Source organism: Streptomyces sp. NPDC048671 (genome assembly GCF_055587045.1).
This window is the reverse complement of record NZ_JBVJHB010000006.1, coordinates 290,762-306,275: the sequence shown is the minus strand read 5'-3', so window position 1 is coordinate 306,275 and position 15,514 is coordinate 290,762. Positions and strand designations below refer to the sequence as shown.

Annotated in this window: 14 protein-coding genes; 6 read left to right on the top strand and 8 right to left on the bottom strand. The window is 71.2% G+C overall.

Annotation, left to right across the window (positions count from 1 at the left end):
• Positions 1-151: 151 nt before the first annotated feature.
• Positions 152-922 (bottom strand): DUF6227 family protein, encoded by a 771-nt coding sequence (locus ACZ6S6_RS14620; RefSeq protein WP_362965121.1) that lies wholly within the window; start codon positions 920-922, stop codon positions 152-154.
• Between the two features lie 133 nt (positions 923-1,055).
• Entirely contained in the window at positions 1,056-2,213 is a 1,158-nt protein-coding gene (locus tag ACZ6S6_RS14615) for a P1 family peptidase (RefSeq protein WP_469705851.1), read from the bottom strand.
• Positions 2,214-2,589: 376 nt separating this feature from the next.
• Between ACZ6S6_RS14615 and ACZ6S6_RS14610 the strand changes: the two genes are divergently transcribed.
• Positions 2,590-2,805 carry a hypothetical protein gene (locus ACZ6S6_RS14610; RefSeq protein WP_362965117.1) on the top strand — a complete coding sequence of 72 codons (216 nt, stop codon included), beginning with the start codon at positions 2,590-2,592 and terminating at the stop codon, positions 2,803-2,805.
• Position 2,806: 1 nt separating this feature from the next.
• Here ACZ6S6_RS14610 and ACZ6S6_RS14605 read toward each other — a convergent pair whose 3' ends face one another.
• The 5 genes from ACZ6S6_RS14605 to ACZ6S6_RS14585 form a co-directional block, all read right to left on the bottom strand.
• Positions 2,807-3,487, bottom strand: a complete 681-nt coding sequence (locus ACZ6S6_RS14605; RefSeq protein ID WP_469705850.1) for a hypothetical protein — start codon at positions 3,485-3,487, stop codon at positions 2,807-2,809.
• Positions 3,488-3,673: 186 nt separating this feature from the next.
• Complete coding sequence (locus ACZ6S6_RS14600) at positions 3,674-4,507, bottom strand: S-methyl-5'-thioadenosine phosphorylase (RefSeq protein WP_469705849.1); 834 nt, start codon at positions 4,505-4,507, stop codon at positions 3,674-3,676.
• An 84-nt stretch (positions 4,508-4,591) separates the two neighbouring features.
• Complete coding sequence (locus ACZ6S6_RS14595) at positions 4,592-4,954, bottom strand: FmdB family zinc ribbon protein (RefSeq protein ID WP_469705848.1); 363 nt, start codon at positions 4,952-4,954, stop codon at positions 4,592-4,594.
• A gap of 66 nt (positions 4,955-5,020) precedes the next feature.
• Entirely contained in the window at positions 5,021-6,304 is a 1,284-nt protein-coding gene (locus tag ACZ6S6_RS14590) for an MFS transporter (protein ID WP_469705847.1), read from the bottom strand.
• A gap of 414 nt (positions 6,305-6,718) precedes the next feature.
• Entirely contained in the window at positions 6,719-8,356 is a 1,638-nt protein-coding gene (locus tag ACZ6S6_RS14585; RefSeq protein WP_469705846.1) for a potassium/proton antiporter, read from the bottom strand.
• Between the two features lie 276 nt (positions 8,357-8,632).
• Here ACZ6S6_RS14585 and ACZ6S6_RS14580 point away from each other — a divergent pair, with 276 nt between their 5' ends.
• Entirely contained in the window at positions 8,633-11,383 is a 2,751-nt protein-coding gene (locus ACZ6S6_RS14580) for a penicillin acylase family protein (RefSeq protein WP_362965105.1), read from the top strand.
• A 70-nt stretch (positions 11,384-11,453) separates the two neighbouring features.
• On the opposite strand, the gene ACZ6S6_RS14575 is transcribed toward ACZ6S6_RS14580, so the two are convergent.
• A complete protein-coding gene (locus ACZ6S6_RS14575) occupies positions 11,454-12,038 on the bottom strand; it encodes a 5-formyltetrahydrofolate cyclo-ligase (RefSeq protein ID WP_362965103.1) in 585 nt (194 codons plus the stop codon).
• 107 nt (positions 12,039-12,145) lie between these two features.
• Here ACZ6S6_RS14575 and galU point away from each other — a divergent pair, with 107 nt between their 5' ends.
• The 4 genes from galU to ACZ6S6_RS14555 all read left to right on the top strand — a co-directional run bounded on the left by galU (position 12,146) and on the right by ACZ6S6_RS14555 (position 15,504).
• The gene (gene galU / locus ACZ6S6_RS14570; protein ID WP_469705845.1) at positions 12,146-13,048 is read left to right on the top strand and encodes a UTP--glucose-1-phosphate uridylyltransferase GalU; all 903 of its coding nucleotides are present in this window, start codon (positions 12,146-12,148) and stop codon (positions 13,046-13,048) included.
• Positions 13,049-13,052: 4 nt separating this feature from the next.
• Positions 13,053-14,363, top strand: a complete 1,311-nt coding sequence (glp, locus tag ACZ6S6_RS14565) for a molybdotransferase-like divisome protein Glp (protein WP_469705844.1) — start codon at positions 13,053-13,055, stop codon at positions 14,361-14,363.
• Between the two features lie 122 nt (positions 14,364-14,485).
• A complete protein-coding gene (moaC, locus tag ACZ6S6_RS14560) occupies positions 14,486-14,986 on the top strand; it encodes a cyclic pyranopterin monophosphate synthase MoaC (RefSeq protein WP_362965097.1) in 501 nt (166 codons plus the stop codon).
• Positions 14,983-15,504 (top strand): MogA/MoaB family molybdenum cofactor biosynthesis protein, encoded by a 522-nt coding sequence (locus tag ACZ6S6_RS14555; RefSeq protein ID WP_362965094.1) that lies wholly within the window; start codon positions 14,983-14,985, stop codon positions 15,502-15,504. The genes moaC and ACZ6S6_RS14555 overlap by 4 nt, the downstream gene beginning before the upstream one ends.
• The last annotated feature ends 10 nt before the right edge of the window (positions 15,505-15,514 follow it).

The window sequence follows — 15,514 nt, the reverse complement described above, 5'->3', positions numbered from 1 at the left end:
ACGGAGAACGTGACGGTGCCCGCACCCCTCGGGGTGCGGGCACCGTCACGTCCGGCCCCACGGGCACCGGCCGGCGCTTCCGCCGCGTAGTCGTGCCTTCGTGCCTTCGCGCCGTCGTGCCGTCGTGCCCCGTGCGGGCCCTGCGGAGCGGTCAGCAGATGCGCGTACGGCTCTCCATCGCACCGCGCGCGGTCTCCTCGTCGCCATACACCTCGCACATGTGGCGGCCGTCGGGCGTCGCCGTGTGCTCGACCTCCCACAGGCTCGTCTCGCTGCCGTCCAGGAGCAGGAACGCGTGCTCGTACAGCGTGAAGCCGGCGTCCCGCCCGTCCACGTGGCACTGCCGGCCGAAGATCTGCGTGATGTGGTGGGCGAAGGCGGCCCGCAGCAGGTGGGCGGTCTCCTCGCCCGGGACGTCCCCGTTCTCCGCGCGGCGCAGCACGCGGCGGGCGTGGTCCGCGGAGTTGTCCGGGGCGTACATCCGGGGGAGCGGTGCCGGGGGCGCGGCCATCAGGGCCGTGAGGATCTCCAGGTCGGCCTGCGGCCCGTCGTCCCCGAAGACCGGGGCGTCGCAGAACCCGCCGGTGAGCCGGGCCGCGGCGATGTGCACGTCGGCCTCGTCGTCGTACAGCTCGTGCTGCCGGACAACGGGCTGCGAGCCGTGGCGGGGGTCCCCGGTTTCGCGCTGACCGCAGTGCACCAGCTCCCAGAGGGCGAACGGGCTGCCGTCGGCCAGCAGATACGTATGCCGGTACGTCTCGCGGTGCAGGGTCGAACTGTGGTGCGAGGAATGCAGGGAGCTGCTGTGGGCGAGGGCTGTGCCGAGCCGTTCCACCGTGCTGTCGGTCAGGTCGAACGAGTTGAGAGCCCGTCGCAGGAGTCGCTCGAGGTGCTGCTCGGTTGTCTCGTACGGATCGCTCAAGGTGCTTCTCCAGGCCGTCGCCGCGTGTTACCCGATGCGTGCTTAACGTAGTCCCTGGGTCTGACATCGCGACCGGGCTTCCGGAAAACGTACGACGCACGCAGAAGGTTCCCGGCGTTTTGCCCGAACTTCCTTACGCGGGGGCCGAGTCGGTCGCGGGGCCGCCGCCGTCCGCCGGCCGCCGTGGATGGCGCGGTGTGCCGTAGAGATCGCTGTACGAGAGATACGTGGCGCCGCCCTCGCGGCCGTTGACGCCCGCCGCCGCCCGCACGGCCTTCACTATGGCGCGGGCCACGGCCTCCGCACCCGCTGCCAGCAGGTCGTTGAGCGCGATCGGGTTCGCCGGGTCCAGCGCCCGTCCGCCGGTGGCCAGGGCGAAAACGGTGTCCCCGTCGGTCAGCAGATGCACGGGCCGGATGGCGCGCGCCAGCCCGTCGTGCGCCGTGCCCGCGAGCTTCTGCGCCTGCGCCGGGCTGAGGTCGGCGTCCGTGGCGACGACCGCGAGCGTGGTGTTGAGTGGGGGGCGCGCGTTCGCGTCGTGCGCCTGCGCCAGGCGCTGTTGCGCCGCTCGGTGGATCTCCGGCGCGGGGGCGACGGCCGGTTCGGCGGCGCCGTACTCCCCGTACAGCACCCCGGTACGGGGGTCGAGCACCGAGCCTGCCGCGTTCACCACGGCCAGCGCGCCCACCGTGATCCCGGACGGCAGCAGGGCGCTCGCCGTCCCCACCCCGCCCTTCAACTGCCCCGCGACCGCGCCGGTGCCCGCGCCGACGCACCCCTCCTCGACCGCCGCCCCCGGCTCCGTACGCGCGGCGTCCTCCACGGCGGCCCGGCCGGTCGACGCGTCCGGGCGGGCCCGCCAGTCGCCGCCCCGGCCCAGGTCGAAGAGGCACGCTGCCGGGACCACCGGAACGACCTGCGCCGGATCGGCGCCGACCCGCACGCCGCGCCCCTGCTCCTCCAGCCAGGCCATCACGCCGGACGCCGCGTCCAGCCCGTACGCGCTGCCGCCGGTGAGGACCACGGCGTCGATGCGCTGCACCAGATTGCGCGGGTCGAGCGCGTCCGTCTCCCGGGTGCCGGGGCCGCCGCCGCGCACATCGACGGCGGCGACCGCGCCGCCCTCGGGGGCGAGGACCACGGTGGTACCGCTGAGCGCCCCCTCGCCCACGAGCCGCGCATGACCGACCCGCACTCCGGCGACATCGGTCAGCGCGTCCAGCCGGCGGTGCGCCGGTCGCGGCGACTGCGAAGGGCGGTTCAGCGGGTCCGCGCTGTCTTGGCCGGTCATCCGGGTGCTCCTCGTGTTCAGGGCCGTGTTCAGGGTCGTGCTTGAGGTCGTGCTCGGGGTCGTGCTCGCGATCTCAGGGGTGTGATCCCGAGCGTGGTGGTGAACGTGGTGGTGGTGGCGGTGGCGGTGATCGAGCAGTCCGCCGCTGGGCAGTGCAAGGCGAACGTACCTGCTGGAGCGCGACGAGCAGGCGAGGCCGGAATATGGGGACCGTGTGGGAGCCGTACGCCCGTCCGAGCGGGACTTCTCCTCTGCCTGTCGTTTCTCGTCGGGCTCGGCCTCTGCCCGCTGCCGCCCCGCTGCCCGCAGCCGCCCCGCTGCCCGCGGCCGCACCGCTCACCACAGCCGTACCCCGGAGCGGCCGTATCCTGGGGGTATGAGTACCGCCCCCGCCCCCGGACCGCGTGATCCGAAGCCGGATCCGTCGGACCGGCCCAAGCCTGAGCCCAAACCGGCGCTGATCTTCGACGATCCGCTGGACCAGCAGTCGGCGGACGACACGGACCGGGGATGGGGAGAGCGGGGCACCTCCGGCGGCAGCGCCGCCGATCTGGCCCGGTTCCTCGACGAGAAGCCGCCGCACCACATCTGACTCAGCACAGAATCACCGCAAGTCCGGCTGAGACTCCCGCACCCGCCAGCGCCGTCGCCGTGGCTCGCGGCACGGACAGTACGATGAGCGCCCCGTTCTCCATCGAGCCCTCGGTGGACGGCTGCGGCACCTGGGCCACTCGCGCGCTCTTCGCCAGCACCCGGGCCTCGGTCCCGGATCCCGCGGACGCGATCACATCGACGCGGTCTCCGGGCCGCAGCAGCCGCACGGTCGCCGCATCCGTGATCCGCACCGGCGCCGATACGAGCCGGAGCGGCGGCGATGCCCGCTCCGGCGCCGCCCCGGCCGTGCTTGCCGCGCCCGCTGCCGTCCCGGCCGCTCCATGTCCCGTGTCACCGCCCCCGCTCTCGCTCCCTCCGAACCCCGAGGCGGCCAGCGCGGCAGCTGTCAGTGCCAGCCCGGCAGCCATCGCCCGCCGCCGGCGCCACGCGGCCCGCCACAGCCGGTGCCCGCCACCCCCGCGCACCCGCAGCGGCGGGAACGCGGGCACCCCGCAGGGTGCGGGCGCCGGCGCACACAGCAACGGAGCGCCGGACGGGGCAGCGGACTGCGGAGAAACGGGTGAACCGGGTGAGCGTGCCGAGATGGGTGAACCGGGTGAGCGTGCCGAGATGGGTGAACCGGGCGATCGGGTTGAGACGGGGGAACCGGTTGAGCGCATGTCGAACACCGCCTGGGACGAGGGATGAGGGGAAGTCGGGAACCGAGTGGCCCCGGATGAACAGACCTCACGATCCGGCATCCGAGAGATTCCCGCTGCGCCCTGTGGACGCCCCAGCCGATGTGGAGAACTCCCTCACCCTCCCTCACCCGCCGCCCCGCCTCACCCCGCCCCACCCCGTACGCCCTACGGCAGCGCGATCCCCGTATCGATCCCGTCCAGAGCATGCGCGCACGGGCAGTCGCGGTCCGCCTCCGCGGGCAGCGCGGCCACCGCGTCGAAGAGGACCGAGCGCAGCCGGTCGACGTTGGCCGCGAACACCTTGAGCACTTCGCCGTGGGAGACGCCCTCGCCGGTCTCCGCACCCGCGTCCAGGTCCGTCACCAGCGTCATCGTCGTGTAGCAGAGCCCCAGTTCGCGGGCGAGGACGGCCTCCGGGTGCCCGGTCATGCCGACCACCGACCAGCCCATCGCCGCGTGCCAGCGCGATTCCGCCCGGGTCGAGAAGCGCGGCCCCTCGACGACCACCAGCGTCCCGCCGTCCACGGGCTCCCAGTCCCTGCCCCGGGCCGCCGCCAGCGCGGTCTTGCGGCCCTTGGGGCAGTAGGGGTCGGCGAAGCCCAGGTGCACCACGTTCGGCGCCACCCCGTCCGCGCGGGTCTCCCCGTCGTAGAAGGTCTGGACGCGGGTCTTCGTACGGTCCACCAGCTGGTCCGGCACGAGCAGCGTTCCCGGCCCGTAGTCCGGCCGCAGCCCGCCGACCGCGCACGGGCCGAGCACCTGGCGCACCCCGACCGAGCGCAGCGCCCACAGGTTGGCGCGGTAGTTGATGCGGTGCGGCGGCACATGGTGGCCGCGTCCGTGCCGGGGGAGGAAGGCGACCCGGCGGCCGCCGATCTCGCCGAGGAAGACGGAGTCGCTGGGCTCTCCGTAAGGGGTCTCCACGCGAACCTCGGTGACGTCCTCCAGGAAGGAGTACAGCCCCGAGCCGCCGATCACACCGATCTCTGCGTTCACCATGCGGTCACACTAGCGGGGCCGAAAACGCCGGTACCCCGCCGAGTGGATCAGCGGGGTACCGGTCGAAGCAGGTGGGCCGGCGGCTCAGGCGGCCGACGTACCGCTCGACGAAGACGAGGACGAAGTCGACGACGAAGACGAGGAACCCGAAGAGGAGGACGCCGACGAGGACGACGAGGCCGCGGACTTGGTGTCCGACCCCGTCGAGGACGACGATCCGGAATCGGAGGTCTTCGCGGCGGCCGGTGCGGGCGTGCTGCTCGACGACGAGCCGCGGCTGTCGTTCCGGTAGAAGCCGGAGCCCTTGAAGACAATGCCGACCGCCGAGAACACCTTCTTCAGGCGTCCTTCGCAGCTCGGGCACACCGTCAGGGCGTCATCGGTGAACTTCTGCACCGCTTCGAGGCCCTCGCCACACTCGGTGCACTGGTACTGATAGGTCGGCACTTGTTCCTCCTGGCACTCTCACTCGATGAGTGCTAACGACGCTCCATAGTGACGTATTCCGCTGGATCAGTCCACCGTGACCGGCCCGCGGTGACCGATGCCACGTGCCACGGTCCGTCCCGAAGTGCTCGGCACGAGCCTGGAACGCAGGGCCAGCAGGGTCGCCAGCGCCAGCGCCGTACCCACCAGCGGCACCAGGAATCCGGTGCTCGCGCCATGGGCGTCGGCGAGTTGGCCCGCGACCGTGACGGCCGCAGCCTGCCCGAGCGCGACCGCACCCGTCAGCCAGGTGAACGCCTCGGTCCGGGCAGACGCCGGGACCAGTGCCTCGACCAGGGTGTAGCCGCTGATCAGCGCGGGGGCGATGCAGAGCCCGACCAGCAGGCCGAGCCCGGCCAGCAGGGGCACGGAGTGCACCGCCCACAGGCCCGACGCGGTCAGGGTCAGTGCCGCGTATCCGGCGATCAGCCGGCGCCGCGGCCCGGTCTTCCAGGCGATGGCGCCGCAGGCGATCCCGGCCAGCATGTTGCCGGCCGCGAAGATTCCGTACAGCACCCCGTTCGAGCCGGGGCTGCCGATCTCCTCGGCGAAGGCGGTCAGCGAGACCTGCATGCCGCCGAAGACCGCGCCGATCCCCAGGAAGGCGACCGCGAGCACACGTACGCCGGGTACCGACAGGGCGGAGGCGTGGCGAGGGGAGCCGGCGGGTCCGGCGGCGCGCACGGCCGGCTGGGTGGCGCGCTGCGCGGCGAAGAACAGCCCGCCGGTCAGTGTCAGCGCGGCTTCCGCGATGAGTCCGGCCGCCGGATGCACCCCGGTGCACAGGGCGGTGGCGATGACCGGGCCGATGACGAAGGTGAACTCGTCCGTCACCGACTCGAAGGCGGCGGCGGTGGACATCAGGGGCGAGGCCTCACGGCCGGGCGCCGCCCCGAGCATGGCCGCCCACCGGGCCCGCACCATGGGGCCGACCTGCGGGATGGAGGCACCCGTCGGCACGGCCGCCAGGAACAGTGCCCAGATCGGCGCGTCCGAGAGCGCGAGCACCGTCAGGACCGACACGGAGACCGCGTGCACCAGGACACCGGGCAGCAGTACGGCCCGCTGTCCGATGCGGTCGGCGAGCTTGCCGGTCTGCGGCGCGAACAGGGCCATGGAGACGCCGCTCACGGCCGCGACGGCGCCCGCGCTGCCGTAGGAGCCGGTGGTGTGCTGGACCAGCAGGACGATGCCGATGGTCAGCATGGCGAAGGGCTGCCGTGCGGCGAAGCCCGGCAGGAGGAAGGTCCACGCACCTGGAGTGCGCAGCAACTGCCCGTATCCGGGGCGGTCGGAGACCGTGGACACCACGGTCCATGCCTTTCTGCCGCCTGGTGGCCGTGCTCCTGCGGGACGGTCCCGCACCTGGGTGCGGGCCCGGTCAGGAGCTGCCGAGAGCTGTCCTCTTCGCGCGGGACTGCGGTAGATGCCGGGCGCTCACAGCAGAGGCGGAGGACGCCACGACCGCCATACGGTCGCGCCAGCTCTGCGTCAGGCAGAGTTGGTCGATCAAGATCGTTGAGTATCGGTGAAGATGAATTCGGTGACGATGAATTCGGGTGGATCAGTCACTGCCGGACACGTGCGGCACGGCGATGCGGCACCGGAGCGCGTCACAGCTGTGCGGAGCGTGGGCAGGTTTCCTTCATGGTACAGGCAGGGTTCCGGTCGCACCTGCGATTGTGCGCCAGTCACCCTCTGTGACCTGAGAACACGGGCGCCTTCTCACTGGTGTGCCTTTGCCTCACGGGCTTTCTCTTCACGGGTCCTGGCTTCGCGGGCCTTCGCCTCACGGGCTTTCGCCTCGCGGGTCTTCATCTCCCGGGGCGTCGTCCCGGGCGCCTTCGTCTCGTCCGGCATACGGCCCAGCTTCTTCACGGCCTTGAGCGCATTGGAGACATGCGGTCCGGTGAAGGGCTCCACGCCGGGATTCCCGTCCGTCCCCAGCCAGCCGGCCAGCTTGCCGCCCTCGCCGACCGCGTGCAGCCGCGCCTCGGTCGCGTCGCGCACCGGATCGGTCGTGATCACCAGCAGTTCGTCGCCGCGGCGCAGCACGGTCGCCGGGTTGGGGACGAAGCTCGTGTCGTCCCGTACGACGAGGGTGACCGCGGCCCCCGAGGGCAGCCGCAGTTCGCCGACCTCGACGCCGTGCATCTTCGACTTGGCGGGGATGGCCACCGACAGCAGATGTCCGCGCAGCCGCTCCAGGGGCGCCGACTCGATGCCCAGGTCGGCCGCCTCGGACGGGTCGTCGGCGATCTTGAGGGCCTTGGCGAGCCAGGGCAGCGTCGGGCCCTGGATGAGGGTGTAGACGATGACGAGTACGAAGACGATGTTGAAGACCCGGGTGGAACCCTCGATACCCGACACCATCGGGATGGTCGCCAGGATGATGGGCACGGCGCCGCGCAGCCCGGCCCAGGACATGAGGGCCTTCTCCTGCCACGGCAATCGGAACGGGGCCAGCGAGAGGAAGACCTCCAGTGGCCGGGCCACCATGGTGAGCACCAGGCCCACGACGACGGCGGGCCAGAAGTCGTCGAGCAGATCGTGCGGAGTGACCAGCAGGCCGAGCAGTACGAACATGCCGATCTGGGCCAGCCAGCCGAGTCCGTCGGCGAAGCCGCGGGTGGCGGGCCAGTGCGGCAGCTTCGCGTTGCCGAGGATCATCGCCGCGAGGTAGACGGCGAGGAAGCCACTGCCGTGGACCATGGCGCCCGCCGCGTAGGCGGTCACCGCGATGGCCATCACGGCGATCGGGTAGAGGCCCGAGGCGGGCAGTGCCACATGCCGCAGACCGAACGAGCCCAGCCAGCCGACCGCGATGCCGATGGCAGCGCCGATCGCCAGCTCCAGTGCTATCTCGCCGACCAGTACGTACCAGTGGTCCACCGGACCGACGGTCGAGAAGGCCACCACCAGGATCACCACGGGGGCGTCGTTGAAGCCGGATTCGGCCTCCAGGACACCGGTGATCCGGGCGGGCAGCGGCACCTTGCGCAGGACGGAGAAGACGGCGGCGGCGTCCGTGGAGGAGACCACCGCGCCGATGATCAGTGCCTGCCGCCAGTCCAGGCCGACCAGGTAGTGCGCTCCGGCGGCGGTCACGCCCACGCTCACCGCGACGCCGACGGTGGAGAGCAGCGCCGCCGCGGGCAGTGCGGGTCTGACCTCTTTCCACTTCGTGCCGAGGCCGCCCTCGGCGAGGATCACGACCAGGGCCGCGTACCCGATGACCTGCGTCAGTTCCGCGTTGTCGAACTTGACGTCGAAGAGCCCGTCCTGCCCCATGACGACCCCGATGCCGAGGTACAGGAGCAGGCTGGGAAGCCCGCTGCGCGACGAGATCCGTACCGCCGCCACCGCGACGAGCAGGACAAGTGAGCAGACGAGCAGGAGCTCGTTGAGCGCGTGGACAGTCAGTGGCCGGTCCTTCCCTGCGAGCGCCTGCCGGATCGTGTTCCGGCGGCCGGTACTTCGTTACCTTACCTAATCTTTAACGCTTTCTTGATGCGTTCGAGTACTCGTGCGACCGCTACGCAATTCGAACCATCCCGATACCGCGTCAGAGGGGCTCCGGCGCTGCGCCTATGGTTGCTCCTGCACTCCCAGGACCACCCTGCCCCTCGAAGGACAGCGATGCCCGCCAACACAACCGCCTCTTCCGGCTCCACCGGTTCCGCCGGTGGCAGGCCGCGCAAGAAGAAGGGGCGACGCGCCCGCCTGATCGTGATCGTCCTGGTGCTGGCGCTTGTCGCGGGTATCGGATACGGCACGTACTGGTCCGTATCCACCGTGCGGGCCTCGTACCCGCAGACCAACGGGACCGCCGAGCTCGCCGGCCTCGACAGCGATGTCGAGGTGAAGCGCGACAGCTACGGCATTCCGCAGATCTACGCGGACTCCGACGCCGACCTGTTCCGCGCCCAGGGATTCGTCCAGGCGCAGGACCGCTTCTGGGAGATGGACGTCCGCCGTCACATGACGGCCGGCCGGCTCTCCGAGATGTTCGGGTCCGGCCAGGTCGAGACGGACTCCTTCCTGCGCACGCTGGGCTGGCGCAAGGTCGCACAGGAGGAGTACGACCACGTCCTGTCCGCCGAGACGAAGAAGAACCTCCAGTCGTACGCGGACGGGGTGAACGCCTACCTCAAGGGCCGCGACGGCAAGGACATCTCCGTCGAGTACGCGGCGCTGGGCCTCACCAACGACTACAAGCCGACGAAGTGGACCCCGGTCGACTCGGTCGCCTGGCTGAAGGCCATGGCCTGGGACCTCCGCGGCAACATGCAGGACGAGATCGACCGCTCGCTGATGACCAGCAGGCTGGACGCGAAGCAGATCGAGGACCTGTACCCGCCGTACCCGTACGACAAGCACAAGCCGATCGTCGCCGAGGGTGCGATCTCCTCGGAAACCGGGAAGTTCGACCCGCAGGCGACGCCGTCCGACGGCCTCGGCTCGTCCACCGCGCAGGGTGCCACCGAGGGCCTGAACACCCAGCTCGGCGCGCTCTCCGACACCCTCGACAAGATCCCCTCCCTGCTGGGCCCGAACGGCACCGGCATCGGGTCGAACTCCTGGGTGGTCTCGGGCAAGTACACGACGACCGACAAGCCGCTGCTCGCCAACGACCCGCACCTGGCGCCCCAGCTGCCCTCGCTCTGGTACCAGATGGGGCTGCACTGCCGCACGGTCTCGGCGACCTGCAAGTACGACGCCGCCGGCTACACGTTCTCCGGGATGCCGGGCGTGATCATCGGCCACAACCAGAACATCGCCTGGGGCTTCACCAACCTGGGCGCGGACGTCACCGACCTCTTCCTTGAGAAGGTCTCGTCGGACGGCTACCAGTACGACGGCAAGGTGAAGCCCTTCACCACCCGCGAGGAGACCATCAAGGTCGCCGGCGGCCGGGACCGGCACATCACCGTCCGTGAGACCAACAACGGTCCGCTGGTCTCCGACCGCAGCAGCGAGCTGGAGAAGGTCGGCCAGAAGGCGCCGGTCACCAACGCCGCCCCGGACCGTGCGGACGGCTACGGGGTGGCGCTGAAATGGACCGCGCTGGAGCCCGGCAAGTCCATGGACGCGGTCTTCGAGCTGAACCGCGCCAAGGACTTCACGACCTTCCGCGCGGCGGCCGAGCACTTCGAGGTTCCCTCGCAGAACCTCATCTACGCCGACACCAAGGGCCACATCGGGTACCAGGCCCCCGGCAAGATCCCGGTCCGCAAGTCCGGCGACGGCACGATGCCCAGCCCCGGCTGGTCCTCGGCCTACGGCTGGAAGAAGGACCCGATCCCGTTCGACGAGCTGCCGTACGAGTACGACCCGGAGCGCGGGTACATCGTCACCGCCAACCAGGCGGTCATCGACGAGGAAAAGTACCCGTACATGCTCACCAAGGACTGGGGTTACGGCACCCGCAGCCAGCGGATCAACGACCTCATCGAGTCGAAGATCAAGGGCGGCGGGAAGATCTCGACCGACGACATGCAGAAGATGCAGATGGACAACACCAGCGAGATCGCCACGCTGCTGGTGCCCGAGCTGATGAAGATCAACATCTCGGACAAGGACGTCCGGCAGGCGCAGAAGCTGCTGGAGGGCTGGGACTACACCCAGGAGTCCGACTCGGCGGCGGCCGCGTACTTCAACGCCGTCTGGCGCAACATCCTCAAGCTGGCCTTCGGCGACAAGCTGCCCAAGGAGATGCGGGTCGAGGGCGAATGCCTGAACGTCCCCCCGGCCAAGAGCTCCGGCCCGGTCGACGAGCAGGACAGGCTGGTACGCGAATGCGGCCAGCGCGCCCCCGACTCGGCGCAGCCGGACGGCGGTGACCGCTGGTACCAGGTCGTCGAGAGCCTCATGGACAAGCCGGACAGCGACTGGTGGAAGGCGCCGGCGAACCGCAAGGACAAGGCGACCGGGAACCGCGAGGAGCTCTTCGCCCGCGCCATGGAGGACGCCCGCTGGGAGCTGACGGCCAAGCTCGGCAAGGACATCACCACCTGGAACTGGGGCCGGCTGCACCAGCTGACCCTGAAAAACCAGACCCTCGGTACGGAAGGGCCCGGACTGCTCCAGCGGGCGCTCAACCGCGGGCCGTGGAACCTCGGCGGCGGTGAGGCCGCGGTGGACGCCACCGGCTGGAACGCGGCCGGCGGCTACGAGGTCGTCTGGGTTCCGTCGATGCGGATGGTCGTCAACGTGGGGGACTGGGACAAGTCCCGCTGGATCAACCTCACCGGCGCCTCCGGGCACGCGTTCAGCGCGCACTACACCGACCAGACGGACAAGTGGGTCAACGGCGAACTGCTCGACTGGTCCTACGGGACGAACGCCGTGGCCGGGTCGACGAAGGACACGCTGACCTTGAAGCCATAGGGCACGCGCCGCCCCTGAAGCCGTAGGTACGGGCCCGCTCCTGGAGTGTCAGGGGCGGGCCCGTGGTTGTTCAGCCGCCGCTGAAGCGCCGCGAGCCCGCCGGTGTCACCACCGCGTCCACGGGGTGGTCGTGCGGTTCCTCCGGGACCCGCGCGGTCACCTCGCCGTCGTACAGCAGGACGATCAGCGCCGGGTGCGCCCCGGCCGCCGAGAGCCGGGCCAGCACCCGGTCGTAGCTGCCGCCGCCGCGGCCGAGCCGCATCCCGCGCCCGTCCACGGCGAGGCCCGGCAGCAGCACCGCGTCGGCGGCCAGGACGGCGTCGGGCCCGAGCCGCTCCCCGTCCGGCTCCAGCAGTCCGCGACCGGCCTTCGCGAGGCTCCCGGCGCCCTCGTACGGCGCCCAGTCCAGGTCGTTGTCCGCCAGGAGCACCGGCAGCAGCACCCGGACGCCCCGCGCGCGCAGCGCGTCCAGCAGGGCGCGGGTGCCCGGTTCGCGCCCCACCGAGACGTACGCGGCGACGGTACGGGCCCCGGAGAGCTCGGGGAGGGCGAGTGCGTGACGGGCCAGAACCGCGGCGGCCCGTTCGGCGTCCTCCCCGGTCAGGAGGCGTCGTGCGGCGAGCAGTTCACGCCGCAGCAGTGCCTTTGCGGACATGTCGTCGTTCAACGGGGCACCCACGGATCTCTCGTACTGGCATATATGAGTACAAAGTTAACCGGAGGCTCATCTTCCGCCCATGTGCGCCGGTTAAGGTTCTGCGCATGACTCAGTCGAACCCCAGGATCAGCAAGGCTGTCATTCCGGCGGCGGGCCTCGGCACCCGCTTCCTGCCGGCCACCAAAGCCACTCCCAAAGAGATGCTGCCTGTCGTCGACAAGCCTGCCATCCAGTACGTCGTCGAGGAGGCGGTGGCCGCCGGACTCTCCGACGTACTGATGATCACCGGCCGCAACAAGCGTCCCTTGGAGGACCACTTCGACCGCAATTACGAGCTGGAGTCCGCGCTCACCCGTAAGGGCGACGCCGAACGGCTGCGCAAGGTCCAGGAGTCGAGCGACCTCGCCACCATGCACTACGTCCGCCAGGGCGACCCGCGCGGCCTCGGCCACGCGGTCCTGTGCGCGGCGCCGCACGTCGGTGACCAGCCGTTCGCCGTGCTCCTGGGCGACGACCTGATCGACCCGCGCGACCCGCTGCTGGCCCGCATGGTGGAGGTCCAGGAGCGCGAGGGCGGCAGCGTCGTCGCGCTCATGGAGGTCCCGCGCGAGCTGATCCACCAGTACGGCTGCGTGGCCGTCGAGCCCACCGCGGAGGGCGATGTGATGCGGATCACCGGCCTGGTGGAGAAGCCGGAACCGGCCGACGCGCCCAGCAACCTGGCCATCATCGGCCGCTACGTCCTGGACCCCGCGGTCTTCGAGATACTGCGCCGGACCGAGCCCGGCCGCGGTGACGAGATCCAGCTGACCGACGCCCTGCAACTGCTGGCCGAGGACGAGAAGACCGGCGGCCCGGTGCACGGCGTCGTCTTCAAGGGCCGCCGCTATGACACCGGTGACCGGAGCGACTACCTCCGTGCCATTGTCAGACTCGCGTGCGAACGTGAAGATCTGGGCCCGGAGTTCCGGACCTGGCTCCGCAGTTACGTCACCGAGGAGATGTAAGACCTTGAGCAGCACGATCTGGTCGGTGGACGAGCACCTGGAAGACATTCTCGCCGCGGTGAAGCCGCTCGAACCCATCGAGCTGCAACTGCACGACGCACAGGGCTGCGTGCTGGTCGAGGACGTCGTGGTGGAGATCGCCCTGCCTCCCTTCGACAACAGCTCGATGGACGGTTACGCGGTCCGCGTCGCCGATGTGGAGGGTGCCACCGAGGAGTTCCCCGCGGTCCTCACCGTCATCGGTGACGTCGCGGCGGGCGACGCCGGACTCCTCGGCGACCAGCGGGTGGGGCCGGGCGAGGCCGCCCGCATCATGACCGGCGCCCCGCTGCCGGCCGGTGCGGAGGCCGTGATCCCGGTCGAGTGGACCGACGGCGGCACGGGCGAGGGCCCCGCCGCCGCGATGCGCGCCCACAGCGACGCCCCGGAGGGCGCGGGCGGCGAGGTCCGCGTCCACCGCCCGGTCGAGGCCCGCGCCCATGTGAGGGACCGCGGCAGCGACGTCCGGCCGGGCGATCTGGCCCTGCGGGCCGGTTCGGTGGTCGGGCCGCCGCAGATCGGGCTGCTCGCGGCGATCGGCCGCTCGACGGTGAAGGTGCGGCCCCGGCCGCGCGTCGTCGTCATCTCCACCGGCAGCGAACTGGTCCAGCCCGGCGTGGAACTGACCGGCGGCCAGATCTACGACTCCAACAGCTTCGCGCTGACGGCCGCCGCGCGCGACGCCGGAGCGATCTCCTACCGGGTCGGTGCCGTCACCGACGACGCCGAGACGCTGCGCGCCACGATCGAGGACCAGCTGATCCGCGCCGACATCGTCGTCACCACCGGCGGCGTCAGCGTCGGCGCGTACGACGTGGTCAAGGAGGCCCTGTCCTCGGTGGGCGACGAGGACGAGCCGGGGAGCGGCATCGACTTCCGCAGGCTCGCCATGCAGCCCGGCAAGCCGCAGGGCTTCGGCTCCATCGGCCCCGACCACACCCCGCTGCTGGCGCTGCCCGGCAACCCGGTCTCCAGTTACGTCTCCTTCGAGCTGTTCGTACGGCCCGCGATCCGTGCCCTGATGGGCCTTCAGGACGTGAACCGCCCCACCGTCAGGGCGACCCTGGCCTGCGACAAGGCACTGTCCTCGCCCGCCGGCAGACGGCAGTTCCTGCGCGGCACGTACGACGCCGAGGCGGGCACCGTCACACCCGTGGGCGGCTCCGGATCGCATCTGATCGCCGCTCTCGCCCAGGCGGACGCGCTGATCGTGCTGCCCGAGGACGTCACCTCCGCCGAGCCCGGCACGGACGCCGAGGTGATCCTGATCCGCTGACGGGCGCCGGGTGGCGGTACGGTATCTGCCGCTGTGCCTTCCGGGGGACACCCCCCGGACCCCGGGCCCGCACCCCGGTGCGGCCCAGGGGCAACCGGCGCCCTACCGCTAGGCGGAGTTAGTTGAGTACGCAGAACAGGCTGACGCATATCGACGAGGCGGGCGCCGCCCGCATGGTCGACGTCTCCGAGAAGGACGTCACCGCGCGCGTCGCCCGTGCCAGCGGCCGGGTCCTCGTCTCGCCGCGTGTCATCGAACTGCTCCGGGGTGAAGGAGTCCCCAAGGGCGACGCCCTCGCCACCGCGCGCATCGCCGGGATCATGGGGGCCAAGCGCACCCCCGACCTGATCCCCCTCTGTCACCCGCTCGCCGTCTCCGGCGTCAAGGTCGACCTGAGCGTGGCCGACGACGCGGTGGAGATCCTCGCCACGGTCAGGACCACGGACCGCACGGGCGTGGAGATGGAGGCCCTGACCGCGGTGTCGGTCGCCGCGCTCACCGTCGTCGACATGATCAAGGCGGTCGACAAGGCCGCGGTCATCACCGACATCCGGGTCGAGGCGAAGTCGGGCGGCAAGTCCGGAGACTACCGGCGCACCGCGCCCGGCGGAGCGGACGCATGACGACGCCGGGGACATCATCACCGTCCGGGTACCGCGCCCTCGTGGTGACCGCGTCCAACCGCGCCGCCGCCGGGGTCTACGCCGACAAGGGCGGCCCGCTGATCGCCGAGGCGCTGACCGGGCTCGGCTTCTGGGTCGACGGACCGCGGGTCGTCCCCGACGGCGACCCGGTCGAGCAGGCGCTGCGGGCCGGCGTGGCCGCCGCGTACGACGTCATCGTGACCACCGGCGGTACGGGCGTCTCGCCCACCGACCGCACCCCCGAGGCGACCGGGCGTGTCCTGGAGCGGGAGATTCCCGGTATCCCCGAGGCGATCCGCGCCGAGGGCCGGGACAAGGTCCCCACGGCCGCGCTCTCGCGCGGTCTGGCAGGCGTGGCCGGCCGCACCCTCGTCGTCAATCTGCCCGGTTCCACCGGCGGGGTGCGCGACGGGCTGGCGGTCCTGACCCGACTCCTGGTGCACGCCGTCGACCAGCTCCGCGGCGGCGATCACCCCCGACCCGGGAGCCCGAGCTGAACGTCCCGAC